Consider the following 19,275-nt stretch of genomic DNA (forward strand, 5'->3'; position numbering starts at 1 on the left):
CTCATTCATCCTCGTAACATATGATCTAATAATGCTTCATCAAAAAATGGTTTAAGTGCCACAGCAAACTCATCTTTTAAGCGCTTGAGATCTTCTTGAGAAGATGCCTCAAATCGCATTGATATCATTGGCTGTGTATTTGAGGCGCGCACTAAGCCCCATCCGTACGGCATTGCAGCACGAATCCCATCAATAGTAATGAGATTAACATCTTCGCGCGCAGTAAAAAATTTCTTAACCGTATCAACGACATTCTGCTTGGCTTGCTCATCACATGAAATTCTGATCTCTGGCGAATGAACAGTTTGTGGAAAGGTAGCCAACATGTCCTTCAAGGATTTATCACTTTCGAGTAAAAGTTCAAACAAGCGAAGCGCTGCGTAAACACCGTCGTCAAATCCAAAATACCTATCCTTAAAGCAGAAATGGCAACTAAGTTCACCACCAACTAATGCCTCCGTTTCTGCCATTGCGCGCTTGATCATTGCGTGACCACATGGCGAGAATCGTGGTTGCCCACCCCATCGTGTAATCAGATCAACTAACGCGGTTGATGCTTTGACATCAAATACAACTGAACGTCCGGGATTGTTTTTTAAAATCGGTTTACTAAAGATCGCCAGAAGTTGATCACCCGGAATAAGCTCTCCGTCATGCGTCATAGCACCCATACGATCACAGTCTCCGTCAAGACCAATGCCAACATCATATGTTCCGCTTTGTAATTTCTTCTTGAGGTCTTCCATGTTTTTTGCAACAGAAGGATCTGCTTCATGATTTGGATATGAACCATCAACCTCTGGATACAATAACTCTACTTGTTTCCAACCAAATGCCTCGATTAAACGCGGGAGCACAATGCCACCAACAGCATTTCCACAATCAACAATTGCACGCAACGGCATGTTATGTAAGTTTTTAAAATTGTCTGCAAGCCATTGTACATAGAGTGACACAACATCACATTCTGTATAGGTGCCCTGACGTGATGCGTTGAGTTGTTTGCCTGCAAAAAACAGGTCGCGTAGTTCTGCAACTTGTTTACCAAATACCGATACTTTCCCGATACACATCTTGATTCCGTTGTACTCTGCAGGATTGTGTGAGGCAGTAATCATAACACCAGCATCAACTGGCAAGGTATGAAGAGAGAAATACATGACCGGGGTTGGACACATACCAATAAAGAGCACATCGATACCACTATCTTGTAAACCACGTACCAATTCATCTTTGATAGCAGGAGAATGGGTCCGACCATCCATACCTACAGCAACAAGTTGTAATTGTGGTTCTTTACGCCTCATATAATAAGCAAGTGATCGTGCAAAGGAATAAACGTTTTCAACGTTCAACTCTGATCCTACAATTCCACGGATATCATATTCTCTAAAAATATGTTTTTGCATGATACTCCTTATTGTGCATTTCCTGGCATAACGGCACCATAGCTTAGCAGATTGAGCATAGTTCGCTATACTTACTGCTCACTTTTTAGCGGACGGAGAATAGATCATGATCCCCCACCAATTACAGGTAAAAAATTTCCTGAGTTATGGTCCTGAATTACAAACTATTGTCTTCGGAGATCATCGTCTTATTTGTCTTTCCGGAAAAAACGGTCATGGTAAATCGGCATTACTGGATGCATTGACTTGGGCTATCTGGGGTCAAGCACGTAAAATTGGCAGTGCATCAAAAGCAGATGAAGGATTACTGCGACTTGGCCATACGCATATGATGGTAATTTTTGATTTTAGTTTTCATACAACGATGTACAGAATCCGACGGGAATTTCGTATAGCGCGAAGCAAGGGATACACCAATCTTGAATTCGGAATCATTGACCAAGAAATGGACCAGGTGATCCCTCTGACAGAGAAAACAACACGTGAAACACAGATAAAAATCGAAAACATAATCGGTCTTAATTTTGAGTCATTTGTAAACTCAGCATTTTTGCGCCAGGGACAAGCAAACGAATTTTCTAAAAAATCTCCAAAGGAAAGAAAAGATATTCTAGCATCCATTTTGGGGCTCGAAAAATTTGACCTGTTAAAAAAGGCAGCGCTTGAAAAAATTAAACATGCATATAATGAGCAAAAATCGCTCACCAAAGTGATTGAACGCATTCAAAATGAACTTAATCAAACGGGAGCGCTTACAGACCAACATACGAGAAACAAAGCAATGCTTGAAACCGTTGAACGCCAAGCAACCACACTAACCAAGGAACATGAGCAACTCTCTGCACAGCTTGAAAAGATCAACAAGCAGCTTCACGAACTATCACTACAGATCTACCGTGACGAACAATTACAAAAAGAAGAGCTTCAGTATTGGGAACAACTTCAAACACTCAAAACAACGTGGCATCAAACACGCGCAACAACACCAGTTACCTCATCTCTTGATCAATTAATGATTGATAAAAAACAGGTTCATGATCTCCTGACACAACAACACTCACGCCAAGAGCATGCCGCTCAACTTCATAAGCAACATGCCACAATCGTGTCACAAGAACATGCTCTGGCAACGCATCTCTACGCCGAACATGCAAATGCTCGCACGCATGCATCGCGTGAAATCGAACGACGTGCCACATTACTCGAAGCATTGAAGCAAAATCTCGCCGAACTACAACAACGTGTCACCAAACTAACCAACGATAAAACCTCACTTCACACACAACGGGAGCAAGTAACCAAAGAACAACAATCACTTCCCTCGTTAGAAACAATGCACACGCAAGAGCGGGAATATCGCAATAGCCAAGAACAATACAATAAACAGAAAATGCAACTCGAAGCGTTAAAACAGGAACATACCATGCTGTTACAAAAAACTGGCATGGCACTTGATAGCAACAACCCAAGCTGTCCTGTCTGTGAGCAAGCGGTATCTGCAGCACGCAAACGGTTCCTGCAAACACGTTATAACAAAGAACAACACGAGCTCGAACACAACATTAACACTGCAATCGCTACAACAAAACACCTAGAAGAGATCGTCTTAAACAACGAAGCCACCCTAAAGGACACTACAACCGTACGTGAACGGCATGCGGCATTCGCATCACGTCAGACAGAATTGATAAAGCAAGTCACTCAGATAGATGAAGAATTGACAGAACTTACACATCGCAAACAAGAACTTACAGATTCGATACGAACACACACATCACACCTTGAAGCCGCTCATAAAAAGCTCACCATGCTCGACCAAGACATGCCACTAGAACGATCAGATGAATATAAGAAACTACTGATACAAAAAAAGGAATTAGAACAAAATATTACTGAGAATGCTATAGACCAAGAACAGCTCAAACGACTTACTCATGAACTTCAGACGATTGAGAAACAAATCAGTGAGCATCTCACACAGGCCCAACGTGTTGCCCAACATGAACAATGCAAAACAAGAATGTCAGAATCGATTGCTTGCTTAAGAAAAATCAAAATTGAAAGAGCAGAGCTTGCACACTACCGTACTATACAACAGGAGCTTACTAAGCAACAGACAGAACTATGTAATCACAGCGAACAACTCCAACAAGAGCTTCGACTATTACAAGGCCGCACTACACAACTACTCCAAGAACGTGCAACGCTTGAACACCAACAACACGCACGAGATTCACTCAAAAAAGATCTTAACACATATACTGCGACTATTAAGCAGCATGACGAAACTATCGATACGTATCAGATTTTAGCTACAGCGTTTGGAAAAGATGGAATACAAGCATTACTCATTGAAGAAGCTCTCCCTGAAATAGAACACGAAGCAAATGCATTATTGGCAAAGCTAACTGAAAATCAATCACAAATCATTATTGAATCGGTACGTGATCTTAAAAAAGGCGGCATGAAAGAAACACTCGATATCATGATCTCGGATCCTGTTGGTATTCGATCATATGAGCTGTTCTCAGGTGGTGAAGCATTTCGCATTGATTTTGCACTCCGTATAGCAATCTCAAAACTACTTGCACGTCGCGCAGGAACGTCACTCCAGACACTAATCATCGATGAAGGATTTGGATCACAGGATGAAGAAGGGCTCTCACATATCATGGATGCACTTTATAAAATTCAGGATGATTTTGAAAAGATCATCATTGTATCGCACTTACCATCTATGAAGAATCAATTCCCGGTCCACTTCACCATCGAAAAGGGAAGTCGTGGAAGCACGGTCAGTGTTTCTTACAATGGCTAGTCACGCATTAATCGACATAACTCCTGAAACACAACACCTGGCTCGTCGTGCAGTAGGCTGCTCATCGTCATCGCTCCATGCCTCGTCATCATCAGGACCGCAGAAGACAAAACAGCACGGACTCATTGTTTGTGCGGCCTCCATGACTCGGTCACGAGCTTCTTTTTTTCGTTGTTGTTGATCTAGCCGATTTTCATAAGCCATTTGAATACGATGAGCTTCGAGATGTGCGTCTGCGGGGAACTGCTCTTTATTCACTATCGCTAATACTTGACCCAGATGGCTCACTACAACAAGCCACTTTTCAGGATCAACTTGTAAAAGCATCGCGCGCTCCCTCTCTGAGAGCCTATCCTCTCGCACTCTATACTGAACCATGGCCCAATTAGTATGAAACATACCCATACATAACAACATGATGCATTCATGGACCATATTCATAACACTCCTTCAGCATGATAGTGGTTGGTAATTTATGTAAGTAGGTAACACGATTTTTTCAGCAGCGAAAAGTGCTTTTTAAAATTGATTCATTTGATTAGAAGGGGTATATGAAAGAGAGTACAAATCTTAAGTAGACATGAGCGTTATGCAACAAAAAGGATGTTTTCTCTTGAGACCAACACAGCAAACAGACTCTTTTTACAAGCGTACGTGTACACAACATGACAGGCGCCACCCGTCCAATATTCTTAAGCATGGAGCCGTTGCCGCGCTCTCGTCGATGGTGTAATACGAGTCCAAATAAGCGCTCTTTATTGATGAGCAGTCGTGATCTGTTATTACTTCATCACAAACGTAGTGGGTTTGTTTTCTGATAATGATGTAAACACAAAAAAGAGGAACACCCATAATGAATGTTCCTCCAATATATTTATGAAAATTAAGCGTGCGATTATTCGGCCGCTTCAAGCTCCCACGGTAGTAACAACGCATCTTCTGCATCGATACCGTATTCTGCAGCTTCTTCTTCGTATTTAGCAGCACGCACTAAAGCATAGTGATTCCACAAACCAATAATTCCTGCAAACATAACAGCCACGCTTGCTCCAGCTATAGTTGCAGACTTTCTTGTCCATGGAGTATATGAAATGTCATCACCAATGATCAAAGTGTACTCTTCAGAAGACGGACCATCCTTTAAGGTATAAACACCCGAACTCTCCTGAACCTCTACATCAGCATTTTGCATTTGCCATGCAAATCCATCGGTTAGTCGATTTTTAAAGTAGATACCTTGTTCTGCATGACCTTCTTCGCTTACTTTTCTGATGGCGCGTTGAGACGCAACAACCATAGCTCCAGGAATTGAGTTCAGAGCTCTTACCCCCAATTCTCTAGCGGTAACCCCTAAAGCTCGCGCATGGTCAGCAAAACCTGCCTGTGCTGAAGCTGCAAACAATAAGCCTGGAATAATGTATTTAATGTTCTTCTTCATACGAGAGATTCCTTCCAAAGGAAAAAATAAAAATATGCCTTACCTTATACTGCTTCTTCGTACTCTAAATATTGCACGTCTTCTTCACATCCTACTTCACCGCAGCCACTGAGACTCTTGAATGGTATCTGGCGATTCATTCCACGATAAATCGCATATCCTCCTACTAAAAGGACAACTACTGTAGCTTTACCTTTATTCATCTCTAATACAGTTTTATCATCTTCAGGATTTAGAGCAGGATAATCACTGCCCCCACTCAAAAAAAATTTTCGCCGTGCACGTGGCGACGCCACAGGCTTCCATGGACTTGTTGCCATAGCCATATATCTGGTGTTTTCTGAAATCCCTTTGGGTTCATCATACTTTTCAACGCTATCGGTAGCTATTGCTGCACCATGCGCTACTGGGGTACCTTGACCTACAAACGACTGAGCTTGAAGATCTCTCTCCATTGCAGCTCTTGCAGCTGCTTGTGCATGAGTCATAGCTACTCTATCCGCAGCCTGCCTCTCTTGAAATTCACGCTCCGTTTTTTTAGCTCGCTCTCGCGAGATAGCAATCCTTTGGGCACGAGTTAGCCTCTGCCTTCCTGCGATAATGTTGCCAGAAAACAAAAACCCGAGCACCAATAATGTAGATAGTATCTTATTCATCTTTTCATAACCCCATTACCTAATAATCAAAATTATACCCTCACAAAGGTACTTTTTTCTCATAATAACGCAAATGCCCGCCTATACCATACCATCATTTTGTAGTTACTCTTCTAGCAAGTGCTCATCCTGTTGATACTGCAAATATGGCCGAATTTTTCTTTTGTATCCTTCGTAGGCAATCCATACAGCAACCCCCGCCACTGCGATAAGTGCTGGCGCCATACGCCGCGGCTTGATTTTACCCGTGCCAGTGCTTCTCTTAGCCTGCCGAGGAAGTGTTCCACGCGCAGCAGCTTCTACGCGAGCTTTTTTCTCTTTTTTTAGAGCCTTCTTTTCGGCGTCAACCCTTGCTAAATTTCGCTGTTGGCGTAGTGATAGCGATTCAGCAGTATCGTCAGCCGTTGAAGTACCCTGATCCATGCTATACAACGGCATAACCGAGCAAAACATTACCAAAGCATACAAATAATAAAAAGTAGATTTAACCATACCCCTAGCCCTCGTTTAAGATTATGATACTCGAGGAGGATTCACACCCGCCCTCAAATGCTTCTGTGCTCGATACCAACGTCGACCGACTTCCTCAAGCACACCACCGACCACAAGTGTCAACGCACCCAATCTCATTGTGCACTTCTTACTGAATCTTAAGCACCCAACACGAGCAATCGCATCTTCATCTCCTCTTCTAGAACCGAGCCGACTGGACGCATCGTGTTCTTGATCCTGTTGCTCGATAACAGCACCTTTTTGCTCTGCATGCTGATCCCTCACCATCGCCACCCACGCAGGTGCAACATATCCACGGTTTACATCGTCGGATTCATATGCTGTCCAATATCGAATATTTACAGGGTATCCGAGCATGTCGTTTCGCGTACCGGCAGAAGCCTCATGGCCTTCACCATCCAAAGACAAACATGAAAAGCGTTCTATTAAATCGCTATCACATTCTTCGTTATGATCCAAAGCGCTAGGACAGTCTCTGTCTTCTTCTGAATCGCTATCTACGCCTAACAACCCCACAGGCCCTTTATACCCTTCATCCTTCCAAGGATGCGCAGTCAACGACGACACACATAAACTTATCAAGATTACTGATAAAAATTTGTTGCAAGATTCCATGATGTATATAAATTCCCGCTCATTCCATTACAAAATATATAGTTATATCTCTCGTGTATCGACATCAAAGACGTCGTCGTCTTCTTCGCTCACTGCACACGACCGAAGCAACGCAGCCTTAACAAACTGACGAACTATAACCAAAATGACAACCGTTCCAACGCCACCAGTTGCGGCGATTTTGAGATTGCGCTTCAGTATTGCGAGCTCATCTTTGGTACTTCCAAGCTCATCAACAACCCTTTGGAGCTGTTCAACAATTGTTCCCCCTTTAGGTTGCGTTACTTTGCCCCTGGTTCCAAAGACAGCCTGACCAAGATCAGCTATCCCCTCATGAGCTTCTTTGGCAACGCGCTCCACCTGTTCAAACCGCGGCACAACACCTTGTAAGTTTTTTCCTAGATCCTTCTCGGCCTCAGCACGAAAATGCTGCAAAGCCATAACTTTCGCGCGTTCGCTGGGCATTATTACTTGAGGAGCATCACCATTATGGACCCCAGCGGCTTGAGGTCGATCTTCTTGGGCACACAAATACACCATGCTCGAAACACCTATGAGCAACATCACCAGCTTGTTCATCCGTAACATGAGTTCCACTTTCTTTACTAAATGGTTAGCAACACGCACACCCAGACTCTTTTTCTTGAGAAAAATCCTCTGCCTGAACTGTCAAACGTTTTCGTTCTCCGAAACTCCCAATCTGATCCCTCAATGACTCTAACTCTGCACCAAAATCACCAAAGTCACGCATCCCCTCCTCTTGATACAGGCTATGGACATCAATCACTAGTTGCTGAAATTGTTGTAATAATCCACTTTCAATTGCAAGATCAAATTCACCCTGACGTAACGCATATCTTGCAAGATGGGGTCTCCGCCTGAACCAGTCAGTCACTTCTCCCTCATTTGCCCAACTCGTATATCTTCCTGTAGGACTCTTGCCCATCATTTGACGAGCACGTGGGGAAACAGACAAAGTCAATGCCGCCGCTGTAACCGCTGCGCGGCTCTTGGACTGAGGAGTTCTTGGAGCTTCGTCCATAGCAAGGACAGTCATGTTTAGCACAACCATCATACTACCTATAAACACCCACATTCGAACCATAATTCCCCCTTATAACGTGGCTTTCACGCCACAGAGTACCACCCCAGGTTACTGGTCTAGCTCAACAGCCCTATACCCATTCAAGACGGGCAATAGGTGCCGTATCACTCACGCGACGCCCCATCGGAATCAAACGAGTGTAACCACCTGGACGTTCTGTGTATTTTGGCGCAATTTCAATGAACAATTTCTTAAGGGCTTCTTCCTTGTATGGTAACAACGCTTTTGCACGACGACGCGCATTAAAGTCATTACCGACACGGGCAATCGTCACCAGCTTTTCAGCAAACTTTTGTGTTTCTTTTGCGCGAGTCTTGGTTGTTACCAAATGGCCATAGGTAATAAGATGGATTACCTGATTACGCAACAAAGCCTTGCGATGTGACGAACTTACGTTCAAGCGCTTTTTACCATTTTGATGCATCATGGCTTATACCTTCTTCTCTTCATCTTTTTCTACAAGCGCCTTCTGAAGATCCCCATCTTGAATGTTCATGTTAAATGATAACCCAAGATTGGTCAGAGCATCAGCAACTTCTTTTGCTGATTTGCGCCCAAAGTTTTTTATCTTCATCACGTCATCATCGCTAAGATTGACCAAATCAACCACACGCTTGATGCCCGCATTCACAAGACAATTATGTGCACGAACAGATAGTTCAAGTTCATCAATTGGCTTCAATAAAAGATCAATTGGCAATCCCCTCAATGGTGATTCCTGTATCTCTTGAGTTGATGCTGCTTCTTCGACAACTTCTGGCTGTGAAAGTTCATTGAACGGAATTTCAGCGCTTGCCAAGAAATGCTCTAACTGCGTGCGCAATACCGAAACGGCATAGTGCAAGACATCAAGTGGATTTTCAGCCCCATCGGTATGAATATAGAGACTCAATTTATCATAGTCGATGGTTCCACCCACACGTGTCTTTTCAACTTCAAATGCTACTTTTTTGATCGGTGAAAACATTGCATCTAAATAAATACGACCATCTGGCTGCAATGCTGTATCGGCTGGCCATTGCGCTGGCTGGTATCCACGACCTGATTCCACAAAGAAATCAACATCTAATTCTCCACCCGCTGCAACATGTGCAATCACATGATCAGTATTGATTAATTCTAAATGTTCATCAGCTTTAATATCCCCGACACGAACGGTTGATTCCCCAGAAATTTGAAGACGCATACGACCTGTCTTACCAGTACGATTCCGAATCACAATCTCTTTGAGATTGAGGATCAACTGCATCGTATCCTCTACTACACCCGGGATACTCGAAAATTCATTATTGACGCCTTTAATCACCACTGAGGTTACAGCCGAACCTTCAACAGCACCCAACAAGACACGACGAAGCGCGCTTCCAAGGGTCATACCAAACCCTGGTTCAAGCGGCTGCGCAACCAATTCACCATAGGTGTCACTGATCGTTTTTTTCGTCCATTGTAATTTGGGAAGTGTCAGCGGCTTATATTCCAGTTTATTCATTGAGTCTCCTGAGCTAAACAAATGGTGCAGCTATTACTTCGAATACAACTCTACAATGAGATGTTCTTCGATTGGAACCTGAATATCAGAACGAACAGGTAAACGAAGGACTTGTCCCTTACGAACATCCTTGGTTAATTCGAGCCATTCAGGAACCTTGATACCTATATTGAGACGCTTATCAATTACCTGTTCTACAAACTTAGCCTTATCTACGACATTGTCTGCCAAGTTGATAACGTCATTAACTTTGACCAGGTAAGATGGCGAATAGACCTTTCTGCCATTCACCTTCACATGACCATGAACAATAATTTGACGGGCCTGACGACGCGTTGTCGACAATTTCAAACGATATAACACATTATCCAAACGACGCTCAAGCATACTCAGGAGGTTTTCACCAGGACCACCCTCATGCTTGGTAGCAATCTGGAACCAGCGGCTGAATTGCTTTTCACGCATACCATACATATGCTTTACGCGCTGCTTTTCTTGGAGCTGTTTACCGTATTCAGAAAGCTTCTTCATGCGGCCGCCGGATGATCGTTCACCCTGCTTTTTGTCCGCATCGCCTTGCTTGTTTGATTTATTTACTTTTGTCTTATTCACGATCAGTAACCTATCTATCTCGTAATCAACTTACCTACTTTACACCCTACGCTTTTTAGCGGGGCGGCATCCATTGTGTGGCAATGGCGTAACATCACGCAATACCGAAATCAACATACCACCTGACTGCAAAGCGCGAACCACAGAATCACGACCAGATCCAGGTCCCTGTAAGTTCACCTCAACATACTTGATTCCCATTCCAGCCATATCCTTGGCCAAATTTGCACCAATCTGAGACGCTGCAAACGGCGTTCCCTTACGAGAACCCTTATAGCCAAGAGCCCCTGCACTGCCACGAAACAATACATCGCCATCTGTGGTCGTAATCGTTACCAACGTATTATTGAAAGATGATGATACATGAGCGATTGCAGAATCAATGTTCCGCTTTGTTTTTTTTGTCTTCTTTTTATATGCCATAATTCCGTTCCATCTCAATCATTATTTCTTGGTAACCGCACGCTTCAAGGCAATCTGACTACCAGCTTTGCGTGGACCTTTACGGGTACGAGCATTAGTCTTCGTACGCTGCCCTCGACATGGCAAGCCCCTTTTATGACGCAAACCACGATACGAGCCAATTTCTTGAAGACGCTTGATGTTGAGCATAATCTCCTTGCGAAGATCTCCCTCAACCGCATATTTAGACGTTAATGTTTTTTGAATCGCAGCAACTTCCGCATCCGTCAGATCTCGTACTCGCTTATCTAAACTAATGTTTAATTCGTTAAGAACCTCACGAGAACGAGCAACCCCTACCCCAAATACATAGGTAAGTCCGTACTCGATACGCTTATTGACTGGGAGATTAACACCTTCTATTCGTGCCATACCGTTCCTTATATTACCAGTTACCCCTGGCGTTGCTTGTGCCGAGGATTTTTCTTACAAATTATTCGAACAATTCCTGCTCGACGTATTATGCAGCAATCTTTACATATAGGCTTAACTGACGTTTTTACCTTCACCGTTGTATCCTTACTCGTTAATTTTTGTATCGTAACGTGATTCTACCGCGTTTGAGATCGTATGGAGAAAGTTCCACCGCTACTCTGTCCCCTGGTAAAATCCGGATGTAGTTCATTCGCATTTTACCAGAAACATGCGCTAAAACCAAATGTCCCCCCTCAATTTCCACCCAGAACATGGCGTTGGGAAGCGTCTCTTTTACGATACCATCAACTTTAATAACATTATCTTTCTGCTTCATCGCACTTTCGCACCTCTGCTGTGAGGTCTTGTTAATATCTGAGGCCCTCGATCTGTCACGAGTACCGTATCCTCTACATGGGCAGCCAAACCACCATCCGCTGTCCGGGCTGTCCACCCATCAGAATCAACCCTAACATCATAACTCTTTTGAGCAATCATTGGTTCTAAAGCAAGAGTCATACCATGCCGCAAAACTGCTCCCTCACCAGGTCTGCCGTAATTCAGAATCTCTGGATCCTCATGCATACGCTTACCAATGCCATGCCCCGCAAAGACACGTATGACCCCATAGTCATGACGTTCAACTGTCTTCTGGATCGCTGCCGAGATATCTGATACACGATTTCCCACACAAGCTTGCTCTATCCCAGCATCCAATGCCTCTTGCGCTACTGCAATCAAATCAAGCGCATCCCTGCTAATGGAACCGACAGGGAAACAGCGAGCCATGTCCGCACCATATCCCTTCCAGGATACGCATACATCCACCTTCACTACATCGCCATTTGCAATAAGACGTGAACGTTTTGGCACACCGTGGACTATCTCGTCATTCAGAGAGATGCAACTGACGTGCCGATAGCCATTGTACCCCTTCATCATTGAGATCATACCCAACTCTGAGATCCTTTGTTCTATCCATGCGTCAATCGTAGCGGTACTGATACCGGGAACAATAATGTCAATGAGCTCTTCAAAAATCTGTGATAATAGCCTACCAGCTGTCTCCATTTTGGCTATGGCTAACTTATTTTTTATGGTAATCATGATGCATCAAGGTAAAAATGATTCTTGAGTTCAACAAAAATTTCTTGAAGCGGCCGATCAACCCGAAGCTCCAAGATCGGTATTTCTACATGATTATAAAAATCGAGCAGGTCTCGCTCATGACGATAATATGTCTTAAGACGCTCAGCAATCGCAACCCGATCATCGTCGCTTCGCTTTGCCAATGGACTGCCACATTTATCACAAATCATGTCGTGTTTTGGCAATAAGCCGGAGCCCTTACGCACCGAGTACGCGGCCTGACACTCTTTATTGGTACAGGTAGCGCGACTCAACAATCGCACCATCACCTCTTCGTCATCAACTGACAAGCGAACGACTGCTATAGAGCATGCCGGCAGTTTACGATCAATAAAATCTTTTAACGATTGAGCCTGAACCAATGTCCTTGGATAGCCATCCAAAATCAACGTAGAGGTATGCGCAATGTTTTCTAGAATCCAAGGCTCAACTACATTAATAATCATACGATCTGGGACTAATTTGCCCTCTTTAAGCGCAGCATCAATCTGCTTTCCTATCTCTGTTTTCTCAGCAATGTGTTTACGGCATAGATTCCCTGTAGACAACTGAACCCAGCCAAATTGGTCAACACACATCTGAGACAATGAACCCTTTCCTGAACCAGGAGGCCCAACAAAGATAAGAATCTGCCTTTTCATCGACGGCCTCGCATCTTACCAGAGGTTAAGAACCCCTCATACCGCCGCTCTACTAAATACGACTCAATCTGCGTTGCTAAATCAAGAGCAACACCAACACAAATCAGCAATGACGTTCCACCAAGGTAGAACGGCAACCTAACTAACATATTCAAAATATTTGGAAATAGATCTAAGACTGCAAGGTAGATCGCTCCAACCAAACCAATACGATTTAGCAAGTAGAAGAAATATTCAACAGTCTTGCGTCCTGGACGAATACCAGGAATGAATCCACCACTCTTTTTCATATTAGCCGCAAGTTCATCTGGATTAATCACAATTGCAGCAAAGAAAAATGAGAAAAACATAATGAGCAAGAACTCAACCACCATATGGATAGGATTACGCGGATCAATAATCGCTGAGAGAAATTCAAAACGATCTGAGAATAATTGAGCAATCTGCATAGGAACAGTCAGCACCGTTCCTGCAAAAATTACCGGCATCACACCCGCAGAGTTAATCTTCAATGGAATATAAGTACTTTGTCCACCGTACACACGATGACCAACAACACGGCGAGCATACTGTACGGGAATCTTGCGCTCACCTCGCTCCAAAAATACAATACATGCGCAGATTGCAATGAATACAAGTAAAATGATAATAGCTACTATCGTGTCAAGGTTACCCAATTGAACAAATTCAATCGTTTGACGAACATAACTAGGAAAACGCGCAACAATCCCTGAAAAAATAATAACCGAACTTCCGTTGCCAATACCATGCAATGAGATCTGCTCACCAAGCCACATGACAAACAATGCACCAACAGTCAACGAAACAATGAATAAAATCCTAAAACTCCAACCGGGTGCCAGGACAAAATTATTGCGCTCCAAAACCGTGGCATACCCTGTACTCCATAAGACGGACAAACCTACCGTCAAATACCGCGTATACTGATTAATCATACGACGACCATAGTCGCCTTCTTTGTTGAGTTGCTCGAGCGAAGGGACAGCCATACCAAGCATTTGCATCATAATAGATGCGGAAATATAGGGACCAATACCTAGAGCAAATAAAGTACTCTTGGTCAAACCACCACCAGAAATAACATCGAAATAACGCAGTAAGCCACCAAGCGCACTTGCCTGTTTCATCATATTTGCCAGCGCTGCCACATCAACACCAACAACCGGAATAAATAGACCAACCCGACAAATAATTAAGACGCCCAGAGTAAACAACATACGCTTGCGCAACTCTGGGACTAAAAAGATATTTTTGAAGCTCTGTAATAAAACCACGGTCTTACCCCTCCGTTATGACCTTCGCCTCACCACCTGCTTGCTCGATTGCTCGTTTTGCACCTTCACTAAAACGATCAACTTCAACTATTAATTTCTTGGTAAGCTTTCCGGCACCTAATACTTTGACAACACAGCCCGTTTCACTCTTTTTGCGCTTGAGCAATCCTTGCTCCATCAAAGCTGCCTTGTTAATGAGTGCCCCCTCTTCAAAAGCCTTTTCTAAATCTTGTATAGAAACGATATAACACACTGTTTTAAAGCGAGCATTGGTAAATCCACGCTTTGGCAAACGACGCGCCAATGGCATCTGCCCGCCCTCGAAGGTCAAGCCTAGGCATGGTCCTGAACGCGCCTTTTGGCCCTTGTGTCCTTTTCCTGACGTACCGCCCCGGCTTCCGCCACGACCAATACGCTTACGTTTCTTACAAAGAGGTTGAAGATTATTAAGCTGCGACATGGTCACCCTTTACAAGTTCTTGAACTGTTTTGCCACGTAGCTTTGCAAGATGATCTACTGAACGGAGCTTAGCTAGAGCGTTAAACGTAGCCTTCACAACATTCAAAGAATTTGCGGAACCCAATGACTTTGCAAGAACATCTTTCACACCGATTGCTTCAAATACCGAACGCATCGCACCACCAGCAATCACACCCGTTCCCTTATACGCAGAGCGAATCATAACCTTACTTGCACCATGACGACCCTCAACTTTGTACGGAATGGTAGTACCGCGAAGTGGGAATGTAATAAGATTCTTACGAGCACGGTTAGTTGCCTTAGCAATTGCAGCAGACACCTCTTTACCCTTGCCCAAGGCCATACCAACGCGTCCTTGTTGATCGCCTGATACAACAAATGCAGCAAAAGAAAAACGCTTGCCGCCCTTGGTAACTTTTGTAACCCGCCGTACATCAACAACGGTATCGACAAACGTTGAGTCTTGTTTATTTTCAGCCATTAGCCAATTCCTGTCTCTCTTTAAACTGATAATCCACCTTCACGCAAACCTTCGGCAAGCGCTTTTACACGGCCGTGGTAGCGATAAGCACCACGCTCAAAACAAATCTTTTCTATCTTTTGAGCCTTAGCACCCTCTGCCAGAGCTAATCCAACTGCTTTTGCTTGAGCAGTTTTATCACCTGCTGACGCTTTATCCAACTTCAACGACGACGCACTCGCTAACGTTTTACCCTGTGCATCATCAATCAACTGTGCATAAATCTCTTGTCTGCTGCGAAACACAGATACTCGTGGCAATGATGAATGCTTACGTATTTTATGACGTACCCGCTGTGCACGGCGCTGTGATCGCTTTTGATTAATCTTTTTAAGTGACATTTTCTATCCTACGTTAGCCTTATGCAGATTTTGCCTTACCGGTTTTACGAATAATCGTTTCATCTGCGAGTTTAATCCCAGTTCCTTTATATGGCTCAGGTGGTCGACAGTCTCTGATGGTATCACACATTGCACCAACAGCTTCTTTATCCAACGCACGAACAACAATATTTTGTCCTGTTTTATCAATATCACACGAAATTCCATTCGGAACATCTAATTCTATTTTATGGCTAAAGCCCAACGTTAAAATAAGCTTGTTGCCGGACAATGCTGCCTTGTATCCAAGACCATTAATTTGAATCTTTTTTTCAAACGGAATCGAAACACCATGAATTTTATTTGCCAACAACGCCCTATGAAGACCCCACGCAGCATTCAGCTTATGCGAGATTTTCTTTGCACGAGGCTTGACGACGAGCGCCTTGCTAACAAGGGCAACTTCAAATTCTTCAGGCACTACGTAAGAACCTGTCCCATGCTTACCTTTATACGCTACGCCCTGACCCTTGACTTCGACCGCCGTATCACCAATGTTGATAGGTTTTCTTCCAATCTTTGACATAGCAGCCCCTTACCACACCGTGCACAACACTTCGCCGCCGACATTCAATGTCTTGGCTTGATGCTGCGTCATAATTCCGCGATTTGTTGATAAAATTGTTATACCCAAACCACCAATAACTGGCTCAATAGTACGAGCACATGAATACCTGCGAAGACCAGGAGTACTCTTGCGAGTGATGCTATGAATTGCTGACTCACCATCAACGTATTTGAGGGTAAGCTTAAGAGACTTCTTGTTGGCGTCTTCTTCAATCACATACACGTCGCTAAGAAAGCCTTCATCCTTGAGCAGATTGGCAATTCCTTCACGCATACGCGAATGGCCCATCTTAACCCACGGCTTTCCGACCATGACACCATTTCTTATGATGGTTAAAAAATCTCCGATAGCATCAATTGACATTGATATCCTTCCTCACAATTACCAACTTGTTTTTTTCACACCAGGCAACTTGCCATCGAGCGCCAATTTTCTAAAGCAGAGGCGGCACATTTTAAAAATTCTCATATATGCACGAGGCCTGCCACAGAGTTCACAGCGATTTCTTGTTCGTACCGAGAACTTCGGAACCCTCTTTGCCTTTTCTATTAATGCCTTTCTGGCCATCGTTCTACCTCTTAAGCTTTACGTTTACGAAACGGCACATTAAACATACGTAACAGTTCACGCGCATGATCGTCATTCTTTGCAGAGGTACAAATTGTGATATTCATACCAAATGACTTCTCATCAAACTCTTGATCAAGCTCAGGGAAAATAACCCAATCTTTGATCCCCAAATTATAATTTCCGCGGCGATCTAATTTATCACTTACCCCTTGAAAATCACGAACCTTTGGCAACGCCAGGTTGATCAATTTATCGAGGAATTCATACATACGCTTGCGTCGAAGAGTTACCTTCGCCCCGAGCAACATGCCTTCACGAATCTTGAAGCCTGCAATAGACTTGCGCGCCTTGGTTCGAATTGGCGCCTGACCCGTAATACGAGCCAATCCCTTTTCGATTACCGGAAGAAGCTTACTGTCGTTGGTTGCCCCTGTAGCGCCAACATTGACAACAATCTTTTCAATACGAGGCACAGCCATAATATTCTTAAGCCCCAACTTCGTCTTGAGCTCCGGCCGTATCTCCTTGGTATATAATTCTTCTAGTCGAGCTTTCTGTGTCGTTTTCATCGCTAATCAATCTTCTTCACATTAGAAATATGAATATACGCTTCTTCTTTCTTAATACCGGCAACTTCACCTTGTTTACGGGCTTTAGCGTGACGTGTGACCATATTCACACCCTTAACCATAACTTTACCTTCTCTTGGTAAAACTTCAATTATCTCTCCCGTCTTACCCTTATCGCGACCGGTTAAAACAACAACCTTCTCACCCTTTTTTACATGTGTCTTTACACGCATACTCATATCAATTCCTCTCTACACCAACTCTGGAGCACGTGAAGCAATTTCCGTGTACTTACCACGTACTTCCCGAGCAATCGGACCAAAGATACGAGAAGCGATCGGCTTATTGTCTTTAATAATCACTGCGGCATTTTCACCAAAACGCACGTAGGTACCATCTTCTCGTCGAAATTCTTTTTTCGTTCTTACAATTACCGCATCCACGACTTCACCCTTTTTCACCATTCCTTTAGGGATCGCACGTTTCACGGCACATTTGATGGTATCACCCAAGTATGCATAACGCTTACGGGTACTTCCATGAATATGGATACACTGCAGGGCCTGTGCACCTGAGTTATCAGCAACTTCTAGATACGACTCTTTTTGAATCATGATTGTTTACTCCAATGCCATCTACTTCGCCGCAGATTCGACAACTCGAGAGAGATACATGTACTTCGTCTTGGACACAGGACGTCCTTCGTAGAAGTCAACAATATCACCAACTTGAGCTGCTTCGTTCTCGTCGTGGACCTTATACTTTTTTACGCTTCTAATAACTTTACCCAGCACAGGATGCCTATAGTCTCTGGCAATCTGGACAACAATCGTTTTTTCAGTCTTATCCGAAACAACGGTTCCGCGCATGAGTCTTTGTTTCTTTGTTTGTTCAGCCATGAGGCACCTTCTTACTTCGTCTGTATACTTTGTGTTTCAGCAGATTCTTGAACCAGTTTATCCTGCTTTTGGCTCAAGTAGGTAAGAGCACGTGCAAGATTCTTTTTCAATTTACTAAATTGAGAATAATCCTTTACATGAGCTGTTGTTGCGTTCAATTGTAAGCTAAAGAGCTCTCTACGATATCCCTCTACCTTTTCACGCAACTCCTGTACCGAGCTGTTGTGCAATTCTTGCTTTACCTGATTCATGATCCTATGCCTTTTTCACAAACTTTGTTTTCATCGGCAACTTATATGCCGCTTTTTGCAAAATGATGCGTGCTGTTGCTTCATCAACATCGGCAACCTCGCATATAATTCTTCCGCGTTTAACTACTGCTGCCCAAAATTCAGGGGAACCCTTACCTTTACCCATACGAGTTTCGGCAGGTTTCTTCGTGATAGGCTTATCAGGAAAGATACGCAAAAACATTTTTCCCACTTTTTTCATACGGCGAGAAATAGTCACACGCAGTGCTTCAATTTGTTGCGCAGTTACCCAATGCGGTTCAAGCGCTTGTAGCCCATATTCTCCAAACTGAACGTCACGCGCACCCTTAGAGAGACCTTTCATCGTTCCGCGTTGCACTTTTCTATATTTTGTTTTTCGTGGCATTAACATGGTCTCATC

Annotated in this window: 31 protein-coding genes; 1 reads left to right on the forward strand and 30 read right to left on the reverse strand. The window is 43.7% G+C overall.

Going from position 1 to position 19,275, the window contains the following annotated elements:
• Window positions 1-5: 5 nt before the first annotated feature.
• Window positions 6-1,409 (reverse strand): phosphomannomutase/phosphoglucomutase, encoded by a 1,404-nt coding sequence (locus JW872_03535; protein ID MBN1549704.1) that lies wholly within the window; start codon window positions 1,407-1,409, stop codon window positions 6-8.
• A 106-nt stretch (window positions 1,410-1,515) separates the two neighbouring features.
• On the opposite strand from JW872_03535, the gene JW872_03540 reads away from it, so the two are divergent.
• Window positions 1,516-4,227, forward strand: a complete 2,712-nt coding sequence (locus JW872_03540; protein MBN1549705.1) for an SMC family ATPase — start codon at window positions 1,516-1,518, stop codon at window positions 4,225-4,227.
• On the opposite strand, the gene JW872_03545 is transcribed toward JW872_03540, so the two are convergent.
• The 29 genes from JW872_03545 to rplP form a co-directional block, all read right to left on the reverse strand.
• Entirely contained in the window at window positions 4,228-4,668 is a 441-nt protein-coding gene (locus tag JW872_03545; protein MBN1549706.1) for a hypothetical protein, read from the reverse strand.
• A gap of 454 nt (window positions 4,669-5,122) precedes the next feature.
• Window positions 5,123-5,665 (reverse strand): hypothetical protein, encoded by a 543-nt coding sequence (locus JW872_03550; GenBank protein MBN1549707.1) that lies wholly within the window; start codon window positions 5,663-5,665, stop codon window positions 5,123-5,125.
• Window positions 5,666-5,709: 44 nt separating this feature from the next.
• Window positions 5,710-6,321, reverse strand: coding sequence for a hypothetical protein (locus JW872_03555; GenBank protein ID MBN1549708.1), 612 nt, complete (start codon window positions 6,319-6,321; stop codon window positions 5,710-5,712).
• A gap of 105 nt (window positions 6,322-6,426) precedes the next feature.
• Entirely contained in the window at window positions 6,427-6,813 is a 387-nt protein-coding gene (locus tag JW872_03560; GenBank protein ID MBN1549709.1) for a hypothetical protein, read from the reverse strand.
• Window positions 6,814-6,834: 21 nt separating this feature from the next.
• Window positions 6,835-7,401: a hypothetical protein gene (locus tag JW872_03565; GenBank protein MBN1549710.1), complete on the reverse strand. Its 567-nt coding sequence runs from the start codon at window positions 7,399-7,401 to the stop codon at window positions 6,835-6,837.
• Between the two features lie 90 nt (window positions 7,402-7,491).
• On the reverse strand, window positions 7,492-8,028 hold the full coding sequence (locus JW872_03570) for a hypothetical protein (GenBank protein ID MBN1549711.1): 537 nt from the start codon (window positions 8,026-8,028) through the stop codon (window positions 7,492-7,494).
• 34 nt (window positions 8,029-8,062) lie between these two features.
• The gene (locus JW872_03575; protein MBN1549712.1) at window positions 8,063-8,554 is read right to left on the reverse strand and encodes a hypothetical protein; all 492 of its coding nucleotides are present in this window, start codon (window positions 8,552-8,554) and stop codon (window positions 8,063-8,065) included.
• Between the two features lie 70 nt (window positions 8,555-8,624).
• Entirely contained in the window at window positions 8,625-8,981 is a 357-nt protein-coding gene (rplQ, locus tag JW872_03580; GenBank protein ID MBN1549713.1) for a 50S ribosomal protein L17, read from the reverse strand.
• A gap of 3 nt (window positions 8,982-8,984) precedes the next feature.
• Entirely contained in the window at window positions 8,985-10,043 is a 1,059-nt protein-coding gene (locus JW872_03585) for a DNA-directed RNA polymerase subunit alpha (GenBank protein ID MBN1549714.1), read from the reverse strand.
• Window positions 10,044-10,076: 33 nt separating this feature from the next.
• On the reverse strand, window positions 10,077-10,655 hold the full coding sequence (gene rpsD / locus JW872_03590) for a 30S ribosomal protein S4 (GenBank protein ID MBN1549715.1): 579 nt from the start codon (window positions 10,653-10,655) through the stop codon (window positions 10,077-10,079).
• A 39-nt stretch (window positions 10,656-10,694) separates the two neighbouring features.
• Window positions 10,695-11,078 (reverse strand): 30S ribosomal protein S11, encoded by a 384-nt coding sequence (rpsK, locus tag JW872_03595; protein MBN1549716.1) that lies wholly within the window; start codon window positions 11,076-11,078, stop codon window positions 10,695-10,697.
• 21 nt (window positions 11,079-11,099) lie between these two features.
• Entirely contained in the window at window positions 11,100-11,489 is a 390-nt protein-coding gene (gene rpsM, locus JW872_03600) for a 30S ribosomal protein S13 (protein MBN1549717.1), read from the reverse strand.
• A 20-nt stretch (window positions 11,490-11,509) separates the two neighbouring features.
• Window positions 11,510-11,626, reverse strand: a complete 117-nt coding sequence (gene rpmJ / locus JW872_03605) for a 50S ribosomal protein L36 (GenBank protein MBN1549718.1) — start codon at window positions 11,624-11,626, stop codon at window positions 11,510-11,512.
• Window positions 11,627-11,643: 17 nt separating this feature from the next.
• Window positions 11,644-11,868, reverse strand: a complete 225-nt coding sequence (infA, locus tag JW872_03610; protein MBN1549719.1) for a translation initiation factor IF-1 — start codon at window positions 11,866-11,868, stop codon at window positions 11,644-11,646.
• On the reverse strand, window positions 11,865-12,638 hold the full coding sequence (map, locus tag JW872_03615) for a type I methionyl aminopeptidase (protein MBN1549720.1): 774 nt from the start codon (window positions 12,636-12,638) through the stop codon (window positions 11,865-11,867). Before map ends, infA begins: the two co-directional genes overlap by 4 nt.
• Window positions 12,635-13,321, reverse strand: a complete 687-nt coding sequence (locus JW872_03620; GenBank protein ID MBN1549721.1) for a nucleoside monophosphate kinase — start codon at window positions 13,319-13,321, stop codon at window positions 12,635-12,637. The genes map and JW872_03620 overlap by 4 nt, the downstream gene beginning before the upstream one ends.
• Window positions 13,318-14,616 (reverse strand): preprotein translocase subunit SecY, encoded by a 1,299-nt coding sequence (gene secY, locus JW872_03625; GenBank protein MBN1549722.1) that lies wholly within the window; start codon window positions 14,614-14,616, stop codon window positions 13,318-13,320. Before secY ends, JW872_03620 begins: the two co-directional genes overlap by 4 nt.
• A 4-nt stretch (window positions 14,617-14,620) precedes the next feature.
• Complete coding sequence (rplO, locus tag JW872_03630; GenBank protein ID MBN1549723.1) at window positions 14,621-15,076, reverse strand: 50S ribosomal protein L15; 456 nt, start codon at window positions 15,074-15,076, stop codon at window positions 14,621-14,623.
• The gene (gene rpsE / locus JW872_03635) at window positions 15,063-15,578 is read right to left on the reverse strand and encodes a 30S ribosomal protein S5 (protein ID MBN1549724.1); all 516 of its coding nucleotides are present in this window, start codon (window positions 15,576-15,578) and stop codon (window positions 15,063-15,065) included. Before rpsE ends, rplO begins: the two co-directional genes overlap by 14 nt.
• Before the next feature lie 20 nt (window positions 15,579-15,598).
• On the reverse strand, window positions 15,599-15,958 hold the full coding sequence (gene rplR, locus JW872_03640; protein ID MBN1549725.1) for a 50S ribosomal protein L18: 360 nt from the start codon (window positions 15,956-15,958) through the stop codon (window positions 15,599-15,601).
• A gap of 19 nt (window positions 15,959-15,977) precedes the next feature.
• The gene (gene rplF / locus JW872_03645; GenBank protein ID MBN1549726.1) at window positions 15,978-16,523 is read right to left on the reverse strand and encodes a 50S ribosomal protein L6; all 546 of its coding nucleotides are present in this window, start codon (window positions 16,521-16,523) and stop codon (window positions 15,978-15,980) included.
• 9 nt (window positions 16,524-16,532) lie between these two features.
• Entirely contained in the window at window positions 16,533-16,928 is a 396-nt protein-coding gene (rpsH, locus tag JW872_03650; GenBank protein MBN1549727.1) for a 30S ribosomal protein S8, read from the reverse strand.
• A gap of 18 nt (window positions 16,929-16,946) precedes the next feature.
• The gene (locus JW872_03655) at window positions 16,947-17,132 is read right to left on the reverse strand and encodes a type Z 30S ribosomal protein S14 (GenBank protein MBN1549728.1); all 186 of its coding nucleotides are present in this window, start codon (window positions 17,130-17,132) and stop codon (window positions 16,947-16,949) included.
• Window positions 17,133-17,143: 11 nt separating this feature from the next.
• Window positions 17,144-17,704, reverse strand: a complete 561-nt coding sequence (gene rplE, locus JW872_03660) for a 50S ribosomal protein L5 (protein ID MBN1549729.1) — start codon at window positions 17,702-17,704, stop codon at window positions 17,144-17,146.
• A 2-nt stretch (window positions 17,705-17,706) separates the two neighbouring features.
• Window positions 17,707-17,943 carry a 50S ribosomal protein L24 gene (gene rplX, locus JW872_03665; GenBank protein MBN1549730.1) on the reverse strand — a complete coding sequence of 79 codons (237 nt, stop codon included), beginning with the start codon at window positions 17,941-17,943 and terminating at the stop codon, window positions 17,707-17,709.
• A gap of 12 nt (window positions 17,944-17,955) precedes the next feature.
• Window positions 17,956-18,318 (reverse strand): 50S ribosomal protein L14, encoded by a 363-nt coding sequence (rplN, locus tag JW872_03670; protein MBN1549731.1) that lies wholly within the window; start codon window positions 18,316-18,318, stop codon window positions 17,956-17,958.
• 21 nt (window positions 18,319-18,339) lie between these two features.
• Window positions 18,340-18,603 (reverse strand): 30S ribosomal protein S17, encoded by a 264-nt coding sequence (rpsQ, locus tag JW872_03675; GenBank protein MBN1549732.1) that lies wholly within the window; start codon window positions 18,601-18,603, stop codon window positions 18,340-18,342.
• Between the two features lie 11 nt (window positions 18,604-18,614).
• The gene (rpmC, locus tag JW872_03680) at window positions 18,615-18,854 is read right to left on the reverse strand and encodes a 50S ribosomal protein L29 (GenBank protein MBN1549733.1); all 240 of its coding nucleotides are present in this window, start codon (window positions 18,852-18,854) and stop codon (window positions 18,615-18,617) included.
• Between the two features lie 4 nt (window positions 18,855-18,858).
• On the reverse strand, window positions 18,859-19,266 hold the full coding sequence (rplP, locus tag JW872_03685; protein ID MBN1549734.1) for a 50S ribosomal protein L16: 408 nt from the start codon (window positions 19,264-19,266) through the stop codon (window positions 18,859-18,861).
• Between the last annotated feature and the right edge of the window lie 9 nt (window positions 19,267-19,275).

Source organism: Candidatus Babeliales bacterium (genome assembly GCA_016929235.1).
Taxonomy (GTDB): Bacteria; Babelota; Babeliae; order Babelales; family JABCYS01; genus JAFGJD01.

Excerpts from the sequence above, each read along its gene's own strand:
- JW872_03575 (MBN1549712.1), bottom strand. The coding sequence starts at position 8,554 with ATGGTTCGAATGTGGGTGTTTATAGGTAGTATGATGGTTGTGCTAAAC.
- rplO (MBN1549723.1), bottom strand. The coding sequence starts at position 15,076 with ATGTCGCAGCTTAATAATCTTCAACCTCTTTGTAAGAAACGTAAGCGT.
- JW872_03570 (MBN1549711.1), bottom strand. The coding sequence starts at position 8,028 with ATGAACAAGCTGGTGATGTTGCTCATAGGTGTTTCGAGCATGGTGTAT.
- JW872_03555 (MBN1549708.1), bottom strand. The coding sequence starts at position 6,321 with ATGAATAAGATACTATCTACATTATTGGTGCTCGGGTTTTTGTTTTCT.
- JW872_03540 (MBN1549705.1), top strand. The coding sequence starts at position 1,516 with ATGATCCCCCACCAATTACAGGTAAAAAATTTCCTGAGTTATGGTCCT.
- rpsH (MBN1549727.1), bottom strand. The coding sequence starts at position 16,928 with ATGTCAATTGATGCTATCGGAGATTTTTTAACCATCATAAGAAATGGT.
- rplX (MBN1549730.1), bottom strand. The coding sequence starts at position 17,943 with ATGAGTATGCGTGTAAAGACACATGTAAAAAAGGGTGAGAAGGTTGTT.
- map (MBN1549720.1), bottom strand. The coding sequence starts at position 12,638 with ATGATTACCATAAAAAATAAGTTAGCCATAGCCAAAATGGAGACAGCT.
- JW872_03585 (MBN1549714.1), bottom strand. The coding sequence starts at position 10,043 with ATGAATAAACTGGAATATAAGCCGCTGACACTTCCCAAATTACAATGG.
- JW872_03545 (MBN1549706.1), bottom strand. The coding sequence starts at position 4,668 with ATGAATATGGTCCATGAATGCATCATGTTGTTATGTATGGGTATGTTT.
- rpsE (MBN1549724.1), bottom strand. The coding sequence starts at position 15,578 with ATGGCTGAAAATAAACAAGACTCAACGTTTGTCGATACCGTTGTTGAT.
- JW872_03560 (MBN1549709.1), bottom strand. The coding sequence starts at position 6,813 with ATGGTTAAATCTACTTTTTATTATTTGTATGCTTTGGTAATGTTTTGC.
- JW872_03535 (MBN1549704.1), bottom strand. The coding sequence starts at position 1,409 with ATGCAAAAACATATTTTTAGAGAATATGATATCCGTGGAATTGTAGGA.
- JW872_03655 (MBN1549728.1), bottom strand. The coding sequence starts at position 17,132 with ATGGCCAGAAAGGCATTAATAGAAAAGGCAAAGAGGGTTCCGAAGTTC.
- rplE (MBN1549729.1), bottom strand. The coding sequence starts at position 17,704 with ATGAAAACGACACAGAAAGCTCGACTAGAAGAATTATATACCAAGGAG.
- rpmC (MBN1549733.1), bottom strand. The coding sequence starts at position 18,854 with ATGAATCAGGTAAAGCAAGAATTGCACAACAGCTCGGTACAGGAGTTG.
- rpsQ (MBN1549732.1), bottom strand. The coding sequence starts at position 18,603 with ATGGCTGAACAAACAAAGAAACAAAGACTCATGCGCGGAACCGTTGTT.
- rpsM (MBN1549717.1), bottom strand. The coding sequence starts at position 11,489 with ATGGCACGAATAGAAGGTGTTAATCTCCCAGTCAATAAGCGTATCGAG.
- JW872_03620 (MBN1549721.1), bottom strand. The coding sequence starts at position 13,321 with ATGAAAAGGCAGATTCTTATCTTTGTTGGGCCTCCTGGTTCAGGAAAG.
- JW872_03550 (MBN1549707.1), bottom strand. The coding sequence starts at position 5,665 with ATGAAGAAGAACATTAAATACATTATTCCAGGCTTATTGTTTGCAGCT.
- infA (MBN1549719.1), bottom strand. The coding sequence starts at position 11,868 with ATGAAGCAGAAAGATAATGTTATTAAAGTTGATGGTATCGTAAAAGAG.
- rplR (MBN1549725.1), bottom strand. The coding sequence starts at position 15,958 with ATGTCACTTAAAAAGATTAATCAAAAGCGATCACAGCGCCGTGCACAG.
- rplN (MBN1549731.1), bottom strand. The coding sequence starts at position 18,318 with ATGATTCAAAAAGAGTCGTATCTAGAAGTTGCTGATAACTCAGGTGCA.
- rplF (MBN1549726.1), bottom strand. The coding sequence starts at position 16,523 with ATGTCAAAGATTGGAAGAAAACCTATCAACATTGGTGATACGGCGGTC.
- rplQ (MBN1549713.1), bottom strand. The coding sequence starts at position 8,981 with ATGATGCATCAAAATGGTAAAAAGCGCTTGAACGTAAGTTCGTCACAT.
- rplP (MBN1549734.1), bottom strand. The coding sequence starts at position 19,266 with ATGTTAATGCCACGAAAAACAAAATATAGAAAAGTGCAACGCGGAACG.
- rpsK (MBN1549716.1), bottom strand. The coding sequence starts at position 11,078 with ATGGCATATAAAAAGAAGACAAAAAAAACAAAGCGGAACATTGATTCT.